Origin of the sequence: Rickettsia philipii str. 364D (assembly GCF_000283995.1) — a bacterium.
Lineage (GTDB): Bacteria > Pseudomonadota > Alphaproteobacteria > Rickettsiales > Rickettsiaceae > Rickettsia > Rickettsia rickettsii.
Genome location: NC_016930.1, coordinates 409043 through 426017, shown reverse-complemented (window position 1 = coordinate 426017; position 16975 = coordinate 409043). Strand labels below are relative to the sequence as shown.

Below are 16975 nucleotides of genomic sequence, written 5' to 3'. Positions count from 1 at the left end.
TTAATCCTTTATTGACTTCGAATCAAAAGCAGTATAGCTTATTTTGTAATCTAATTAATATACAAAGGTTATGTTAGGCTACGAAAAAGAACAACGAAGTTTAAATACAGAACAAAAACAAGCAGTCGGATTACTTTCTATAGGTACATTTCTAGAGTATTTTGACCTTATGCTTTATGTGCATATGGCGGTGCTTTTAAATAATTTATTTTTTCCGGAATATGATCCTTTCACTTTTTCGTTGCTTACTGCCTTTTCTTTCTGTTCTACCTATTTGCTCAGACCTATAGGAGCATTAATATTTGGGTATATAGGCGATCATTTTGGACGTAAGATTGTAGTTGTTTTAACTACCCTATTAATGGCTATTACTTGTGTGATTATAGGCAGCATGCCAACATATGCACAGATAGGTATCACAGCCTCTTGGGTTCTTACTATATGTCGTATAATTCAAGGTATGTCAGCAACTGCAGAAGCACGAGGTGCAGAGCTGTACTTAACCGAAAATTCATCTCCTCCTATACAATATCCATTAGTAACAATTATAACCGTATTTTCTGCCGTAGGCACTACGGTAGCACTAGGTATTGCATCAATTTTTACTAATCAAAATATTTATCACCATGAGTCAAGTTGGCGTATAGCCTTTTTCGTTGGTGCAACTATCGCTTTTGTAGGTACTATTGCAAGGACTAGTTTAAAAGAAGCAGAGGCATTTTCAAATAAAAGAAACCAATTAAAACTAAGACTTCAAGAAAATAATATTATGCTTGAAGAAATTGACAAAGATATTCTAGATCAAAAAGTTCCAAACACCACTTCTATTTGGTATTTCTTTATCCAGTGTGCTAGGCCACCGTGTTTTTATTTCGTATATATATATTGCGGTGATATATTAAAAAGAGAATGTGGATTTACTCCAAATCAAATTATAAATCAAAATTTTTGGGTATCTATAATAGATTTACTCGGTATTATCGGTCTTGCATTTATTAGCTATAAAATCCATCCTTTAAAAATCCTAAAGGTAAAATTATATCTATTTTTTACCTCTCTCATTTTTTTTCCTATAATGTTAAATTATAACCCTACTCCTTTATATATTTTTATTTTTCAATGTTTAGCTGCATTATTCGTATTTGATCACGTACCAGCAGCGCCTATATTTTATAAATATTTTCCGGTTTTTAAGAGATTTACATATACTAGTATGCTAAGTGCAATAGCAAAATTATTTACTTATATTATAACGTCATTTGGTTTAGTTTATATTACCAATTCTCTAGGATATTGGGGATTATTTTTAATTTTCATTCCGGTAGGTATCACTTTTTTTATGGGAGTAACTTATTTTGAGAAAATGGAAACGAATCGAAATTTATAATTTTATTAAAAGTAGAATTTATATTAAATTTTAAATTATTTTTATAACATTCAGCATATATAAGCTCTGAAACTGAAGGTATTTCAAGTATTTCACTTAACACTAAAAAACTTTTTAATGTCTCTTTAATTATTTTATGAGCTTTTTCAGGAGATTTTGCTTCCAAAGTTTGTAAATTATGTATTCTATCAAAAAGTTTTATAAGAGCAGTATCGTATCTTTGTTGTTTAATTAATAAAATAAGACTTTTCTCGCTACTTATTTTGCCCCAAGGTTTAATTCTAGTGAGACCTGCTACATGCCTTGCTACTTCTTCATCAAAAATATTGCTAATTATTTCTTCAGTAAGTTCAGTATCTTCAATAGTGTCATGAAGTAATGCAGCTTGTAGCATTCTAAAAGTAAAGAGTTTAGGCACTTCTTTTGCTACAAATTCCGCTACCATAATCGTTACTGCGATTGGATGAGAATAATAAGGGTCACCTGATTGACGCATTTGCTCACCATGATATTTACGAGCATAATAAATACCTTTTTGAACTTCTCTAATATCGATAGGTTGTTTGACTTGGGTATTTAAAAATAAAAGCCTTTCGATTAATTGATCTGAATATTTACAGCTTTCAAAATTTTTTTCCCAATATTCTATATCTTTCATAAAATCGTCCCATTATATATATATATATATATTATTTTATTGTTTTTTTTGATGATTATCTTTTATATTTTCTTTTTAAAATCCAATTATTATTTATTAAAAATCTCTATATTTAATAAATTTTCTATTTTTAATGCTAAAAAATAACTATATATTAAAAATAGTTTTTTACAAAGGTTTATATGTCATTCTTAACTATCACCTACATTTTTCTCATTACAACAATATTTCTTTTTCGTCTGTATGGCTTAGGAAGTATTCTTTCTAGGGTTTTTTAAAAGAACATTACAAAATCTTTGACCAAAACAGCAGATTTTAGCTGTTATTATAGCATCTTTAATATTTGGGATTACATATTTTCAAGGCAGAATATATAGCTTTAAGCACTATATGCGGTTTTTTCTATGGTTATGCATATTATAAAACAGGCAAAATATTATGCTCTGTGATAGTTCATTTCGGTCTAAATTTATGCCATGTATTATTATTTACTTAATTTACAAATAGTAAACATAATAACTAAGTTTTATGAATAAAGACATCCCTACAGATTTATTACCTTCAGAATATGAGTTAGCAAACTCTAGTAATGCTGCTGTGACCCTATTTTTAATGGAAGCCACCTTATTATTCTTGTTTGGTTATTGCTGCTACTGTTGTGTCAATAATGAGCCACAAGATATGGGGCTTGAATTAATCGGTGATCACCACGAACATGATGAATAATATTTTTTAATTATTGCATGGTTCTTAATGTCATTCCTGCGAAAGGCTTGCCTACGTGGCTCGAAAATAGTCATTGCGAGGAAATTATGAAATAATTGATGAAGCAATCTCAGGAGTTTGTTATTATTTCATGAGATTGCCATGCAGTCTACGACTGCTCGTAATGACGGGGTGGTATCCACGCAGGCAATGCCCAACCTACAATTTACTTGGATCAAAGCTAAAATTAATCTCTTTCCAATGGTTAAAGCGTGCAGAGTCAAGGTTTTCGATAGGGCTTGCTTGCCATACCGCTCTAATTGCATTATCTGCCAAAGCTTCACAAACACTAGCCGGAATATTAGGACAGATTTTTTTGTTAACCTTTGCCTGCTCAACATTACCTGCTTTATCTAGCGTAATACTAATAATGACTTTTACCTTATTATTACCTCTAACTCCTGCCGGTACATTACTCCAATGTCTTTCAATCTGTCTTTTTATCAAAGATGTGTCACTATCGGAAAGAGGCAGCCCATCCGTATAAACCCCCTTAGCTTCTTGTGCATTATCAGCTTTTTTTGACCTTTGATGCTTATTGGATTTTACATTATCCCCTTCTGAAGATTGCTCTAAATTCTTCAGCAAAGAATCAAGCTCATCGGTTTTAGGCTCTTTTTTCTTCACATCTTTAGGTTTCTCAGCCGGTTTCGTTTCCTCTTGCTTTTCTTCGGGCTTCTTCTTTTCTTCTGCTTGTTTTTTTTCTTCTGCTTTAGGTGTTTCTTCCTTTACTTCTTCTTTCTTCTCAGGTAACGCTTCTTTTGCTTCTTCTATAGGTTTTTTCTCTTCTATTTTAGGCTTTGCTTCCATTGTTTTAGCCTCAGGCTCTTTTGCTTTTTCTTCTTTAGACAAATCTTGCGGTTCTTCTTTTGGCTTACTTTGCTCAGATTTTTTAGCGTCTTCGTTTTCTATAGGGGCTTCTTTTTGCTTTGTCTGAGTGATAATATTTGATTTATCGCTAACAGGTAACATTTCAAAAGTTATAGTTTGCTCTTCCGGTAATTTTTTAAAAAGTGACGGCATACCGAATAGAAAAAAATATAAAAGAAGTAAGTGTAGAACAATAGAGAAGCTAAGGAAAACCGTAAAATTATCTTTATTTTGATTACTTTTCATTATTTTTAATATTTGAAATAAGAGCTACACGCGAAAAGCCGGCAGCATGAATTTCGGTAACTATCTCTACTACCTGCCCATAAGAAACATTTCTATCACCTCTTACAAAAATTCTAGCATCCTTTTTTTCTTTAGTGATATTTGCAAGCTTGTCGGTTAAATGCATTCTTTCTATTGGACTTTCAAGTAAGAAAATTTTGCCGTTATTATTGATAGTAACAACCAAAGGCTCATCCTGACCTGAAATCGGGCTTGAATTTGTCTCAGGCAAATCCACGTTTACTCCTGACACAAGCATTGGAGAAGTAATCATAAAAATAATTAATAGCACAAGCATCACGTCCACAAGCGGCGTAACGTTAATTTCGCTAACTACCGCTCTTTTACTTTTTCTATTACTTCCGGCAAGCTTTATAGCCATTACATTTTCTCCTGATCAATTGCCTTAGAAAGTATAGAGTTTAACTCACTAATAAAATCTTCAATCTTATTATTGATAAGAGTAATACGGGAAATCAGATAATTATAAAAAATTACTGCCGGAATAGCTGCAAATAAGCCTATCGCAGTTGCAAGTAACGCCTCAGCAATTCCGGGAGCTACTACAGCAAGAGAAGTATTTTTTGAAGTAGCAATCGATTGGAAGCTATGCATAATCCCCCAAACGGTACCGAATAAACCTACGAAAGGAGCACTTGATCCAACAGTTGCCAAGAAGCTTAAATTTTTCTCGAGCTTTTCGACTTCCCTATTTTGAGCTAAGTACATTACACCCGTTATACGCTCTTTATGGTTGTTTTTTAAGCTTTCAGAAAGCCCTTTAGTGCTTAAGCTTTTACACTCATCCATAGCTGAGACAAAAATTAAAGCTAGCGGATTATTAACCGACCTCTTTATGCTTTCATATAATTGCTCTAATACTCCACCGGACCAAAACACATTTTCAAATGCCCGCATGCTTTTCTGCACTTGCACTAGCTTAAATATTTTATCCAAAATAATAGCCCATGACCAAATAGAGGCAATAAGCAACATCAGCATAACTGACTTACCGATAATGTCGGAGGAGCTTATTAAAGAAAAAATCGATAAATGATCTTGCGTAATGACTTCTAAACCGTCGCTAATATTAGTATCTACACTCATTGAATATATATTATTTAAATTATTCTAAAATTAAATAATATATTCATATTTTATTTTTGTCATTAGGTTATGTGAAAAATTTTAGTAATCAATTTAGTATGGCTTTTGAAAAACACTTCAGTGTCATACCGTGGCTTGACCACAGTATCCAGAAAACAACTAAAAATACTAATATTATTAGTATTTTTAACTGGATTCTGTGAATAAATCACGAGGTGACACATATTTTTAAACCATTAATTTAATATCTCTTGACTCATGTCAATTTTTCATATAAAATGCCGCTCTTACATTTAATCTAAAGTTGCACATAAAATTAATTCAATATTTAAAAAAACTTGAATCTATAGCTTTTGGTCCATGGCTTAATAAATACAAAATACAAACAATTATTTACCTCAGATGAATTAGAAACTGAGCTGTTTGATATAATCATTCAAACTCAAGAAAATAAAAAACATTTTAATAAAGAGTTATTTTATTATCTAATAACGTTATTGAGAGAGCAAAGAGAAGAGATAAAGCGATCAGAAGTTGCTGTTATTTTTTCTTCGGACTATAGAGCAAATTGATATTCTATATTTACTTGGTTAACTAATTTTCAGTTAGAACAATATGCTAGATTTATATTAAATCTTCCAAAGCATTATAAGGACTATGAAGATTATTTTTTACAAGAACAACAACAAGACAGATATTCAAAAATCAAAGCTTTTAATAATGTTCAAGATAAGCAATTCTTGAGAAAATATTGCAATTTATCAAAGCACGAACAATCAAATAATTACCCATTGTTTCAAAAAAATACTTTAAAATTGCAAAAATATTTAGAATATCCTTATGAATATAATACTGCAATTGATAAATCTGAATTTCTAGGTTCTGTAGATAGCTATTATAATTATTCTTGTAATAATATATAAAAATTATATATTAATAAAACAATCATTTATTAATAAAATTAATATGCTGAAATCAGAAAATATACAAAAATCCGGTAAAGCTCCTAAAGTTATAAGTAAAGACACGTTTTTTAGACCTTATGGCCTTACATCTTATTCTATTTACTATATGGATGACGGCACAACTATATATAGTGAATCTGAATCACCTTATTATTATGATAAAGTTAAAATGATAGGTCATGATACCGGATATTTTCATAAATATTTTACTGGATTTGGGTTTGAATAGACATTACTTAGAAAGAATTGCTTTGTGAGTTAATGGAACCTCTCGATGTCATTCCTAGCTAGAAGCAGGAATCCAGTAATAAAAAGTTCATACACTGTAAGTTTTAATAATAATTCTATGTAAAATTTTAAACCTTTCCTATCACATTGTAGCAGTTCTTAAGCCCAACTAATACTAAATTATATTCATAAACAATGCAGAGCCTTCAATTACTTTTAAGCTTGATATTATCACGGTTTATAACACCCTCAATATATTATCAGAAAGTAACATAAGAAATTTTAGAAAAAACTTTTCCGGTCTTGATGTAGTAGAAATGGATAAAAACTTTTCATCTATACCAACTGTTGGTGCCGCTATAGAAGTAATGCATTATATATTTGGACATTTAAATAGTGAAAAATCTACAGTAAGTAGCAAGAAAGTTACAGAAATTAAGCATTCACTAATACATAAATTAATGCCTAATTATCCATATGAAAGTTACACAAATCATGAATTGTTGAAAAATTATGAAATAATACAGAGACCAGGCTTTTTTGAATATCAATTAGATGGTGAACTCATAAAATTGGATGCCGGATAAAATCATTTCTATACCACCTGATACGCTAACCAAAATTCAAATAATGAGTCTTGCCTTTCAATGTAGTATATTAAATAGACACAATGAAGCTGCTAAAGAGATATTTAAATGTATCATTGCAGCAATAAATCTATATTTTAATTACTTTGCAAAAGAAGTTGAACAATATAGCAAATGTGCAGAATATCTACTCCCCGTACTAAAGCTTATTGAACCGGAATCTAAGCTTAAAATTACCCAAGCACTAGTACCGTATATAAAATCCAGCTTAGATTTGTCAGGTCAATTCTCTGATTTATTAATGGAAAATAAAAATTTTGCAGGGGTAAAAGCTTTACTTGAAGAATCTATTTTTTCGTTAAATACTCACACTGAAAATCAGGTTTTAGCCCAGTGGTATTATAGAACAGGGCGTGTTTATGAAGAAACCGGGAGCTATTATATGTCCACTAAATGTTATGAACATGCTTTTGTGCTTCTACCTACACATCCAACAGCAGCCTATCATTTATGGTCTAATTATAGAATACAAGGCAAATGTGATAAAGCTAATGACTTAATACAATATGTGCCGGTAGAATATATACAATACATTCTAGAAATGTTAACTAATCCATATGAAATTTCTTATAAGACGTTAGATGTAATAAAACAAATACCTTAGTTCCTTTCTATTCATCAATATATGATGGCTGTGAATACATGGCTTTTTATAACAGCATTTCCAATAAAAAAATTAACAAAAACCAGCAATCAATATTAACCGCAAAACTAAAAGCAATTAGTGATACCCCAAACAACATACTTCTAACATTCTCAATTGCCATATGTAGTACACAATTTAAAACGGCTTCTGATCTTTTAAATCAGATACCTGAGCATCAAATAAATTTGTATGAAAAGGCTATTATAAAACTTCGGAGTTACGTGGACCCAAATTATACGTTACCTCAAAATAATACTCTAACATCCAATGAAAAAACAGAGGTTCTTAACGCCGTTAATACCGGTTTAATAGCAGATAACGAGACTAAATTAACTTCTGAAAAATCTGAAAAGATTTTCCAAAATGTTGAAAATGCTCTGCAAAATGATTCTTGCCATGAAAACACTGTAGAAATTGGAGTAGTTACCGCCTTATTAAATAATAACCTAAAAAAGTACAAGAATATGCAAGTAAATGAAGTCAAAAAAACAAGAAGGGATTATTGCAAGCTATTCCCCCGATAATAAGCCAATAGAAAACTTAGAACAATTAACCCTTCAATATTATACAAAAAACATCCATCAATATTATCAACTAAAAAAGAAACATGAATTTTATCTAGCCATTCAAAAGATTACCAACTTCAATAATAATTCTTGGAATATTCCTAAAGAAGGTCAAATTAAAATTGATAATCAGGAAGTAACACAAGGTACGGATAAATTTCTTGGCAAATATAGAGGATTTGATTATTACGGTACAATGTCTAAAAAAATCTATAACACCTTTGATAAAAGTAAAGTTACCTCTTTTGTTTCTGCTTTAAAAAAAGGAATAATATATCACAAACACGGAGTAACCGGAGTTAAACTTATTAAAGAAAATGCTTTTAAAGCTAAGTGGGACTGTGATGACTGATTATTTACGAATATATTATATTTTAATGAACAAGGGTTATTATTAAATGTTGATGAGTATGGTAACCATGCTGAAATAAAAAAGTTTATTAGCGGTCATCATTTGGAGTTTTATAATGTGGAGTGATTAACTTTAAGATTCTGCTTTGTTGCATGACTCGATTTTTATTGTCATTGCGAGGAATTTGCATAGCAATTGACGAAGCAATCTCAGGATATTTGACGAGATTGCTACGCAGCCTATGGCTGCTTGCAATGACGTGGTGGTATCCACACAACAACGCCTCCTCGCAATGACGATATCTATATTTAATGAGCAATGCCTAAAACTTAGGATAATTTTGTAGTAGAACTTAAATAATCGTTGCCGTATTTCTCAATATAATCATCATATTTACCTTTAAAATCAACAATCTTTTTCCTATGGGCAAGAGTAATAATTCCGATCGTACGTTACTAATATTACCGTACCATCAAAATCAATTAGAGATTTTTTCAGAGCTTCTCTTGACTCTATATCAAGATGGTTTGTCGGTTCGTCGAGTAGTAAAATATCGGGATTATTAAATAGACTTTGTACGAGTAATACACGAAAGCTTATAACCTTCTGACAACCCAGAAAGCGGCTCATAATGTGGTATTTTTCGGCTATTCCAAGACCTACAAGCAAGCTAGCTGCAAAAATTTCAGCAGTATAACAGTCATTATCGTATATTACCTGTTCAAGTTCACCAAACTTATACCCATCTTCATCGCTACATTCCTGCCGATTTAATATCTCTTCTTTTTCTTGTAAAACTTTCCATCACTCCTTCTTCCCTGCTATTACCGTATCTATAATTTTAGTATTTTCATAAAGAAACTGAGCTTGTTTTAAACAACCTATTTTGAAGTTTTTTGGTATGTTAATCTCACCGAAAGCTGGCTCTTCTTCCTTAGTTAAGACTTTGAAAAAAGTTGTTTGACCTGCTCCGTTGGCACCTACTACACCATATCGTTTATTGTTTTTAATATGCAAATTTACATCGGTAAATAGTATTCTTGTACCATAACTCATGGCTAAATCGTTTATAATAATCATATTTTTAGATGTCGTGGTTAAATGGTGTTATTGTATAAACACCTAATCGCCATTGTGAACAACTGCAGCTCTTGTTGCACGGCTCGTTTTATGTCATTCCAGCGAAGGCGTTGTTGCATAGATACCGCCCTGTCATTGCGAGCAGTCGTAGACTGCGTGGCAGTCCAAAACAATAATAAAAAAAATTCTGTAAATCAGAATTTTTTACTGGATTGCTGCGTCAAAACTTACAGTTTTTCCTTGCAATGACGACCTTCAGTATCCACACAACAAGACCTATGCAGGCATAACATAAGAGCCATGCGGGCAATGCCGAGCTTGTGGCAAGATTCATAAATGCTTATTACTTAAAGTTAGTTGTGATGGATACCATAGAAGGTTCACAGTATAACAAGAAAAAATCTTATTTCTTCAATAGCTCAAGAGCTTTTGCAAAATCTACTATATATTCTTCTTCTTTTTTTAAGTCTTTAATTTTTAAGTTATTATTCGCCTGCTCTTCGTCACCTATAAAAATAATAAATTGAGCATTTTCATTAAAAATGCGTTGCATTCTTTTAGCTATTTTACCTAGGGATTCTATGATAATAGCAATATTTTCTGTTCGCAATTTATCTACAATTTCTAAAGCATAGCAAATATTATTTTTGCCTATAGGTAATACAAATACCGGCTTAACTTCAGATACATCATATTCCCGCATTAAAGCAATTCGCTCAATACCGGCAGCAAAACCGATAGCCGGCACATCATCGTTATTACCCATGATTTTAGCAAGCCCGTCATAACGTCCACCAGCTAGAATAGTAGATTGGCTCCCTAACTTTTTTGTAGTGAATTCAAAAGCAGTATGGCAATAATAATCAAGCCCTCTAACCAAGCGTGGATTTATGCTATATTTCACACCTAAAATATCTAGATACTGTATTAACTCCTCAAAATATTCTTTGGATTCATCAGTGTAATATTCAGATAAAACCGGTGCGTTTGCTATTATTTTCTGATCAGTCTCACTTTTAGAATCAAGTATCCGCATTGGATTTTTGGATAACCTTATTTTGCTTTCTTCTGATAATTGATCTTTAAAATCATTTAGATATTCTACTAATTTTTGCTGATAAACTCTTCTTGATTCATTACATCCAAGAGAGTTAAGCTCTAAGGTAGTATCCTGCTCTATTTCGAGTGCTTTTAATATATCAACGGCTAACTTCAAAGTATCAGCATCAGTAATTGCTCCTTTAGCACCGATATACTCATAATTTAGTTGGTGAAATTGTCTTTGACGCCCTGCTTGCGGTCTATCATAACGAAAAACAGGACCGGTAGAGAAAAACTTTAATGGTAATTTATGTTGTAATCTGTTTGAGATGAGGCTTCTTATAATACATGCTGTAAATTCAGGTCGTAATGCTACGCAATCATTGCTTTTATCTAAAAAACTATAGATTTCTTTGCTGATTACGTCAGAGCTTTCACCCATCGAACGGTTAAAGACTTTAGTATACTCCACAATAGGAGTACTCATTTGTTTATAGCCGTACAATACTCCCACATCTCTTGCTTTGTTAATTATATAGTCGTGAACTTTATAATCATCCGGCAAGAGATCTTTCATTCCTCGGAGTGGTTGCAGCTTTTCAGTCATTTGGTTAATTTTGTTTTGTTGCGTGGATACATACTGAAACCGTCATTGCTAGGAGAGGCAAAGCCTTGACGTGGCAATCTCATGAAGTAGTACAAAATTCCTGAGATTGCCACGTCAAGGCTTTGCCTCTCCTAGCAATGACGGATATCCCCTCTTAATTCTGCTCTTTTTGCATAAAAAACGATCTTATAATATATAAAACAAATATTGTAATAAACCAATATATTAATACACGACCTGCGGTTAATAGATTAAATTCACCGTCATATATTTGAATAAATAGTAAATATGCACAAGCAATTAAAATAAACGGTACGATAATAAATACTAAAGGACATCTAAAAGGTCTTTGAGCATCAGGTAGCGTTACCCTAAATAATACCACTATTATTGTAACGGTTATATAATCAATAAGAGCTCCCATTGAAGTTAATTGCGTTAATAATTCCGTAGAACAAAATCCTCCAAGGATAGCGGCTAAAGAAGCAAATATTATAATCGTAATATACGGACTATCATATTTTGGGTGCAGCTTTGCAAAACTTTTCGGTAGTAAACCGTCACGTGCAATAGCATAAAAAATACGAGAAGTACCGTAAATATTCATCATCAACACCGTCATCATACCGCAAACTGCTCCGGTTGCAACAATAGCAGAGCCGATCTTGCTATTATTGATAGTTAAAGCATAAGCAAGCGGTTGATCGTTATTTAACTGATCAAAAGGTGCAATACCGGTAACAAGCCCTGCCATTGTTACATAAACTATAGTAGTTAGAACAAGTGAGCCAATAATACCGATCATTATATCGCGTTTTGGGTTTTTACACTCCTCAGCTGCGGTTGCAATCGTTCCAAAACCCGTAAAAGCTAAGAATAAAATAGACGCACCTACTAAAACATTACTAAAACCGAAAGGCATAAAATTACTCCAGTTAGTAGCATCAAAATGAGGGGCAGCAGCGAGTATAAATACAAATATTGCAGTCATTTTTATGAAAACTAAAATTGCATTTAGTCTCTTACTATCTTTAGTACCTAAATATAAAATAAATCCAATAAATCCCGAGATTAAAAATGCCGGTAAATTTATTATACCGCCGTTTGTCGGTACAGTAGTTAATTCTTTCGGTAAATTGATTCCACCTGCTGCTAGTATTCCTTGTACGTAGCCCGACCAGCCTGCAGCTACTATTCCTGCAGCAACACCAAGTTCTAATATTATAACACTACCGATCATCCAAGCAAATACTTCGCCAAACGCTACATAGGAATAAGTGTAAATACTTCCTGATGTCGGAAGCATTGCAGCAAGTTCAGTATAAACAAGCGCTACAAAGATACAGGTAATACCTGCAATCGCATAAGATAACATTACTGCAGGTCCTGAATATTTAGCAGCAATTATACCGGTAACGACGAATACGCCTGTGCCGATCATCGCACCAAGACCCAGTAATATTAAATCGAATGCTCCAAGTGTCTTGCTAAAACCGCTTGAACTGCCTATCTCTTTTACTGATTCAAAACTTTTCTTCCTTAAAAAACTCATTAGTTTCTCCTGTTTTAGTGAGCTTATTTTTTTGTGAATTGTCTCTCATTGCGAGCGACTAAAAGGAGCGTGGCAATCTCAGGAGGTCTAACTAGAGTGCCACGTCGCTTCCCTCCTCGTAATGACACAATTACCTTATCTCTCTAGTAATCCATCCGCCGCCAAGTACTCTTTCACCGGCATAAATAACGCATGCTTGCCCAGGGGCAACGGCTTTTTCTTTGCATAAAAATTTTACTTTCATTTTATCATCACCGAGTTTACTTATTTCAGCTAGACGCGGCGGTCTTGTCGAGCGAATTTTAACTGCTACTTCTAACTTTTCGTTATCTTTAATCTCATCTGCAAGCCAATTCACATCTCTAATGATAAATTCCTGCACGTTTAATGCGGACTCCGGTCCTACATATACTATATTGTCCTTAGGATCAATCTTTACTACATATAAAGGCTCATTATAAGCTATACCAAGACCACGACGTTGCCCTATGGTGTAGTTAATTATACCGCTATGCTCTCCTAACTCAAACCCGTTTACATGAATAATTTTACCGCTTTCACTACTATTTGGACGTATTTTATTTATTACGCTCTTATAATTTCCGTCAGGTATGAAACAAATATCTTGGCTGTCAGGCTTATCCGCTACTACCTCAAGCCCAAATTTACTAGCAAGCTTTCGTGTTTCACCCTTAGTAAGCCCTCCTAGAGGGAAACGTAAATATTCTAATTGCTCTTTAGTTGTCGTAAATAAAAAATAACTTTGATCTTTTGCTGGATCAAGCCCTGTATGTAATTCCGCTCCGTTATCACCGTTTATTTTTCGTACGTAATGACCGGTAGCAAGCTTATCTGCTCCAAGCTCTCTAGCCGTTTTAATTAGATCCCTGAACTTCACCGATTTATTACATTGCACACATGGAAGCGGTGTTTCACCTTGTAAATAGCTATCGACGAAATTATCTATTACCGACTCTTTAAATTTGCTCTCATAATCAAGTACGTAATGGGGAATACCTAGCTTATTTGCTACCATTTTAGCATCGTAAATATCCTGACCGGCACAACAGGCATTTTTCTTCCCTACTGCCATACCGTGATCATATAGCTGCAAGGTAATACCTATAACATTATGTCCTTGTTCATGCAGCATTGCGGCAACCGCCGAACTATCAACCCCGCCTGACATTGCGACAACTATAGTAGACTGCTTATCCCCTAAATTAATCATACCAACCTTAAACAAACAATAAATTATACTAAATTTATAATTAAATTACAACACTATCTTTTAATATATTAAAATGCTATAATTGGCGTTGTCTAATAATTATCGATTTCGTCATTGCAAGCAGCCCTAGGCTACGTGGCAATCTCATGAAATAATAACAAACTCCTGAGATTGCTTCGTCAATACTTCGTATTTCCTCGCAATAACGCTTTACTAATCCACCTGGGAATGACAAAATGCTTCAAATAATGCAAAAATTATATGTTATTTAAAATATTATACAAAACAGTTATTACATTAGCTCTAATTTATTTCATACTGATTATTTTAGAATATGCACGTCAAGGTTTTCTTAATGACTTATCGTTACAAAAAGTAGATTTATCTATTCAGAATTCCATAAAAGAACCAATTTATTTAGTTTCTTATGCCGACGGTCTGGAGTATGTTTATCGTAATCAAAATGCAACCACTCATTATGCAATTAATAAAGGTATAGACTTCATATTTAACTATAAGAAAAAGCACATAAATCAAGCGTTTATAGAAAAAAACCAAGAAATTTTTAATGCACCTGCAGGAGCGGGGTTATGGCTATGGAAGCCTTATATTATACTTGAAACAATGAAAAATGCACCAGAAGGAGCTATTATAGTATATTTAGATTCAGCATTTGTTATTAAAAAGCATATCAGTAATTTAACAAATCTTTTAGGCGATAATGATATATTACTGGTACATGATCGCAATCGTAAAAACGGTAGTTTTGTTAAAGGCGAAACTTTTGCTTTAATGGATTGCCTTACAGACGAATGCAGAAATGACGATCACATTTGGAGTGCCGTTATTATTGTGCGTAATACCAAGCTTTCTCGTTCTTTCATTGAAAAATGGCTAAAAAGTTGTGAAGATATTAGAATTCTTTCAGGTAAAAATTATAATATCCATCCTAACTACGATGAATATAAATGGCATCATTCCGATCAATCGGTACTGAGCCTTATATATCATAAAAATCCACAATCGGTTAAAGTAATAGAATATGAAGAAACAACACCTTCTTTATCTTGGTTCCACCGTAAATATTCAAATAGCTCACCGTTAAAACCTTGGTATAGCATATACGGTATAGATCCTATAATTAATTTTAATACTAACGGCAAAGTTTTACCTGCTACCTCTCTTATAAATACTCCGACGATTGTTAGACTTCGTAAATGGGTTATCGAGTATATTCAATGAGCTGGTGTTGTTGCATAATTCCAAAGCCGTCATTACGAGCGAACGTAGAGAGCGTGGCAATCTCATGAAATAATAACAAACTCCTGAGATTGCTTCGTCAATTACTTACGTAATTTCCTCGCAATGACGACATCTCTCGTACTTTAAAAAAACTATAAGATAAAGTAAGTACTTTAATGTCTTGCATTTCAGGGTCAAGCTCAAAATCCTTATCTATATAAAATGTAACCGGCATTAAGACTCTTTCGCCGGCTTTTAATAATTGTTCTTCAAAACAAAAACAATGAATTTTTACGAAATATTTTCCTGCTTTATTTGGAGTAACATTATATACGGAAGTACCTATTATATCGTTATCGCTTAGATTCTCCGTTTCATAGAACACTAGAGTATTCTGCCCCGGAACAATTTGCACTCTTTGCTGCCTTGGAATAAACCGCCAAGGTAAATCTTTATCAACATTAGCATCAAACTCGATAATTATAGGTTTAGTGCCTTTTACCTTAGAATATACACTCACCGTTTCTTTTGCAGTAGTGCCGCCATATCCTGTAACTTTACAAAATAAATTATAGATAGGTACGGAAGCAAAACTGAGTAACACCATACTAATTATTAATCCCAGCAAGGAAAAAGCTAAATTTTTATTGGATTTTTTAGACATTATTTGATTTTATTTAAAAATATTCTAGAAAAAGTTTATTTTAGATCATATATGTGTTAGTATAAAAGTGTTAGTATAAAAAAATAGTTTTTAAGGTTAGTATGACTAATAATATTAATGCATTAGCAATTTCTAGCGAATCAGGATTTTATAGCTACTTACAGAAAATCAATAAAATTCCTTCACTTACGCAAGAAGAAGAATTGTTATTAGCAAAATCCTATTTAGAAGGGAATGATTTACAAGCTGCACATAAATTAGTAACAAGCCATCTTAAACTTGTTGCAAAAATTGCAAGCGGCTATAGGACTTACGGTCTTCCTATTACCGAATTGGTTTCAGAAGGTAATATAGGTTTAATGCAGGCAGTAAAAAAATTCAATCCCGAACTTGGTTTTCGCCTATCAACATATGCGATGTGGTGGATTAAAGCAGCCATACAAGAATATATATTAAAATCTTGGTCATTAGTAAAGATGGGAACAACGACCGCACAAAAAAAATTATTTTTTAGTCTTAATAAAGTTAAGCATAAAATTACTAATTTATACTCAAGGGCTATTACTACCGATGATTTTGTACAAATAGCAGATGAGCTAGGCGTTTCGGTTAATGAAGTTTCTGCAATGAATACTAGAATTTCAGGTCCTGATTTATCGTTAAATAACTCTATAAATAATGACGATGCAGAATCCGGAGAATTAATAGAACTATTACCGGAAACACGCCCTACTCCTGAAGCTATGGCTATTAATAAGCAAAATTCTACCAGTAAAAGGCAGTTACTATCAAATGCTATGAAGATTTTAAATGACAGGGAACTGCGTATTTTAACAGAGCGTAAATTAACGGATACTCCTAAAACTCTAGATATTCTAAGCAATGAGTATAATATTTCTAAGGAACGTATTAGACAAATAGAAAATACGGCTTTTGAAAAAATAAAGAAGTTTATTTTAAACCATAGTAGAGAAGTAGCTTAAGCCTTATTGGACTGTCATCCCGTGGCTTGACCACAGGATCCAAAAACAACTAATAGTATTTTACTGGATACCGCGATTAAGTCACGGTATGACAACGGA

At 32.8% G+C, this 16975-nt stretch carries 20 protein-coding genes; 11 read left to right on the top strand and 9 right to left on the bottom strand.

The features are described from left to right. The first annotated feature begins 70 nt into the window (after positions 1-70). Positions 71-1387 carry an MFS transporter gene (locus RSA_RS02150; RefSeq protein WP_014364583.1) on the top strand — a complete coding sequence of 439 codons (1317 nt, stop codon included), beginning with the start codon at positions 71-73 and terminating at the stop codon, positions 1385-1387. On the opposite strand, the gene RSA_RS02145 is transcribed toward RSA_RS02150, so the two are convergent. Next, positions 1338-2045, bottom strand: coding sequence for an HD domain-containing protein (locus tag RSA_RS02145; protein ID WP_012150632.1), 708 nt, complete (start codon positions 2043-2045; stop codon positions 1338-1340). The genes RSA_RS02150 and RSA_RS02145 overlap by 50 nt on opposite strands. Before the next feature lie 343 nt (positions 2046-2388). On the opposite strand from RSA_RS02145, the gene RSA_RS07250 reads away from it, so the two are divergent. Together RSA_RS07250 and RSA_RS02140 are read left to right on the top strand one after the other, a co-directional pair. Continuing rightward, the gene (locus tag RSA_RS07250; RefSeq protein WP_014364582.1) at positions 2389-2541 is read left to right on the top strand and encodes a CPBP family glutamic-type intramembrane protease; all 153 of its coding nucleotides are present in this window, start codon (positions 2389-2391) and stop codon (positions 2539-2541) included. 32 nt (positions 2542-2573) lie between these two features. Beyond that, a complete protein-coding gene (locus RSA_RS02140; protein ID WP_014364581.1) occupies positions 2574-2771 on the top strand; it encodes a hypothetical protein in 198 nt (65 codons plus the stop codon). A 198-nt stretch (positions 2772-2969) separates the two neighbouring features. Here the strand turns inward: RSA_RS02140 and RSA_RS02135 are convergent, their stop codons facing one another. The 3 genes from RSA_RS02135 to tolQ are packed head-to-tail and all read right to left on the bottom strand — an operon-like array spanning position 2970 to position 5072. After that, complete coding sequence (locus RSA_RS02135; RefSeq protein ID WP_014364580.1) at positions 2970-3926, bottom strand: periplasmic protein TonB, links inner and outer membranes; 957 nt, start codon at positions 3924-3926, stop codon at positions 2970-2972. Further along, positions 3916-4347, bottom strand: a complete 432-nt coding sequence (gene tolR / locus RSA_RS02130) for a protein TolR (RefSeq protein ID WP_014364579.1) — start codon at positions 4345-4347, stop codon at positions 3916-3918. The genes RSA_RS02135 and tolR overlap by 11 nt, the downstream gene beginning before the upstream one ends. Next, on the bottom strand, positions 4347-5072 hold the full coding sequence (tolQ, locus tag RSA_RS02125; RefSeq protein ID WP_014364578.1) for a protein TolQ: 726 nt from the start codon (positions 5070-5072) through the stop codon (positions 4347-4349). The genes tolR and tolQ overlap by 1 nt, the downstream gene beginning before the upstream one ends. A 353-nt stretch (positions 5073-5425) precedes the next feature. On the opposite strand from tolQ, the gene RSA_RS02120 reads away from it, so the two are divergent. The 6 genes from RSA_RS02120 to RSA_RS02100 all read left to right on the top strand — a co-directional run bounded on the left by RSA_RS02120 (position 5426) and on the right by RSA_RS02100 (position 8476). Continuing rightward, complete coding sequence (locus tag RSA_RS02120) at positions 5426-5644, top strand: hypothetical protein (protein ID WP_012150627.1); 219 nt, start codon at positions 5426-5428, stop codon at positions 5642-5644. Between the two features lie 394 nt (positions 5645-6038). Next, entirely contained in the window at positions 6039-6266 is a 228-nt protein-coding gene (locus RSA_RS02115; protein WP_012150625.1) for a hypothetical protein, read from the top strand. Positions 6267-6582: 316 nt separating this feature from the next. Further along, positions 6583-6852 carry a hypothetical protein gene (locus RSA_RS07240; protein WP_041472515.1) on the top strand — a complete coding sequence of 90 codons (270 nt, stop codon included), beginning with the start codon at positions 6583-6585 and terminating at the stop codon, positions 6850-6852. Continuing rightward, entirely contained in the window at positions 6842-7516 is a 675-nt protein-coding gene (locus RSA_RS09310) for a tetratricopeptide repeat protein (RefSeq protein WP_231284247.1), read from the top strand. Before RSA_RS07240 ends, RSA_RS09310 begins: the two co-directional genes overlap by 11 nt. Before the next feature lie 38 nt (positions 7517-7554). Further along, positions 7555-8082 (top strand): hypothetical protein, encoded by a 528-nt coding sequence (locus RSA_RS02105; protein ID WP_014364576.1) that lies wholly within the window; start codon positions 7555-7557, stop codon positions 8080-8082. Beyond that, positions 8033-8476: a hypothetical protein gene (locus tag RSA_RS02100; protein ID WP_014364575.1), complete on the top strand. Its 444-nt coding sequence runs from the start codon at positions 8033-8035 to the stop codon at positions 8474-8476. Before RSA_RS02105 ends, RSA_RS02100 begins: the two co-directional genes overlap by 50 nt. 804 nt (positions 8477-9280) lie before the next feature. On the opposite strand, the gene RSA_RS02095 is transcribed toward RSA_RS02100, so the two are convergent. The 4 genes from RSA_RS02095 to mnmA form a co-directional block, all read right to left on the bottom strand. Continuing rightward, the gene (locus RSA_RS02095) at positions 9281-9556 is read right to left on the bottom strand and encodes an ATP-binding cassette domain-containing protein (RefSeq protein ID WP_014364573.1); all 276 of its coding nucleotides are present in this window, start codon (positions 9554-9556) and stop codon (positions 9281-9283) included. A 403-nt stretch (positions 9557-9959) separates the two neighbouring features. Beyond that, positions 9960-11204 (bottom strand): histidine--tRNA ligase, encoded by a 1245-nt coding sequence (gene hisS, locus RSA_RS02090; protein ID WP_014364572.1) that lies wholly within the window; start codon positions 11202-11204, stop codon positions 9960-9962. 154 nt (positions 11205-11358) lie between these two features. Further along, positions 11359-12756 (bottom strand): amino acid permease, encoded by a 1398-nt coding sequence (locus tag RSA_RS02085; RefSeq protein ID WP_014364571.1) that lies wholly within the window; start codon positions 12754-12756, stop codon positions 11359-11361. A 130-nt stretch (positions 12757-12886) separates the two neighbouring features. Further along, entirely contained in the window at positions 12887-13987 is a 1101-nt protein-coding gene (gene mnmA / locus RSA_RS02080; RefSeq protein ID WP_014364570.1) for a tRNA 2-thiouridine(34) synthase MnmA, read from the bottom strand. Between the two features lie 261 nt (positions 13988-14248). On the opposite strand from mnmA, the gene RSA_RS02075 reads away from it, so the two are divergent. After that, positions 14249-15229, top strand: a complete 981-nt coding sequence (locus tag RSA_RS02075) for a hypothetical protein (protein WP_012150616.1) — start codon at positions 14249-14251, stop codon at positions 15227-15229. A gap of 97 nt (positions 15230-15326) precedes the next feature. Here the strand turns inward: RSA_RS02075 and RSA_RS02070 are convergent, their stop codons facing one another. Next, a complete protein-coding gene (locus RSA_RS02070; protein ID WP_004996151.1) occupies positions 15327-15893 on the bottom strand; it encodes a cytochrome c oxidase assembly protein in 567 nt (188 codons plus the stop codon). 101 nt (positions 15894-15994) lie between these two features. On the opposite strand from RSA_RS02070, the gene rpoH reads away from it, so the two are divergent. After that, positions 15995-16876, top strand: coding sequence for an RNA polymerase sigma factor RpoH (rpoH, locus tag RSA_RS02065; RefSeq protein ID WP_014364569.1), 882 nt, complete (start codon positions 15995-15997; stop codon positions 16874-16876). Positions 16877-16975: the final 99 nt, after the last annotated feature.

Coding starts and splice junctions, on each gene's coding strand:
- RSA_RS02150 (WP_014364583.1), top strand. CDS start 71: ATGTTAGGCTACGAAAAAGAACAACGAAGTTTAAATACAGAACAAAAA.
- RSA_RS02145 (WP_012150632.1), bottom strand. CDS start 2,045: ATGAAAGATATAGAATATTGGGAAAAAAATTTTGAAAGCTGTAAATAT.
- RSA_RS02140 (WP_014364581.1), top strand. CDS start 2,574: ATGAATAAAGACATCCCTACAGATTTATTACCTTCAGAATATGAGTTA.
- RSA_RS02135 (WP_014364580.1), bottom strand. CDS start 3,926: ATGAAAAGTAATCAAAATAAAGATAATTTTACGGTTTTCCTTAGCTTC.
- tolR (WP_014364579.1), bottom strand. CDS start 4,347: ATGGCTATAAAGCTTGCCGGAAGTAATAGAAAAAGTAAAAGAGCGGTA.
- tolQ (WP_014364578.1), bottom strand. CDS start 5,072: ATGAGTGTAGATACTAATATTAGCGACGGTTTAGAAGTCATTACGCAA.
- RSA_RS02115 (WP_012150625.1), top strand. CDS start 6,039: ATGCTGAAATCAGAAAATATACAAAAATCCGGTAAAGCTCCTAAAGTT.
- RSA_RS07240 (WP_041472515.1), top strand. CDS start 6,583: ATGGATAAAAACTTTTCATCTATACCAACTGTTGGTGCCGCTATAGAA.
- RSA_RS09310 (WP_231284247.1), top strand. CDS start 6,842: ATGCCGGATAAAATCATTTCTATACCACCTGATACGCTAACCAAAATT.
- RSA_RS02105 (WP_014364576.1), top strand. CDS start 7,555: ATGGCTTTTTATAACAGCATTTCCAATAAAAAAATTAACAAAAACCAG.
- RSA_RS02100 (WP_014364575.1), top strand. CDS start 8,033: ATGAAGTCAAAAAAACAAGAAGGGATTATTGCAAGCTATTCCCCCGAT.
- RSA_RS02095 (WP_014364573.1), bottom strand. CDS start 9,556: ATGATTATTATAAACGATTTAGCCATGAGTTATGGTACAAGAATACTA.
- hisS (WP_014364572.1), bottom strand. CDS start 11,204: ATGACTGAAAAGCTGCAACCACTCCGAGGAATGAAAGATCTCTTGCCG.
- RSA_RS02085 (WP_014364571.1), bottom strand. CDS start 12,756: ATGAGTTTTTTAAGGAAGAAAAGTTTTGAATCAGTAAAAGAGATAGGC.
- mnmA (WP_014364570.1), bottom strand. CDS start 13,987: ATGATTAATTTAGGGGATAAGCAGTCTACTATAGTTGTCGCAATGTCA.
- RSA_RS02075 (WP_012150616.1), top strand. CDS start 14,249: ATGTTATTTAAAATATTATACAAAACAGTTATTACATTAGCTCTAATT.
- RSA_RS02070 (WP_004996151.1), bottom strand. CDS start 15,893: ATGTCTAAAAAATCCAATAAAAATTTAGCTTTTTCCTTGCTGGGATTA.
- rpoH (WP_014364569.1), top strand. CDS start 15,995: ATGACTAATAATATTAATGCATTAGCAATTTCTAGCGAATCAGGATTT.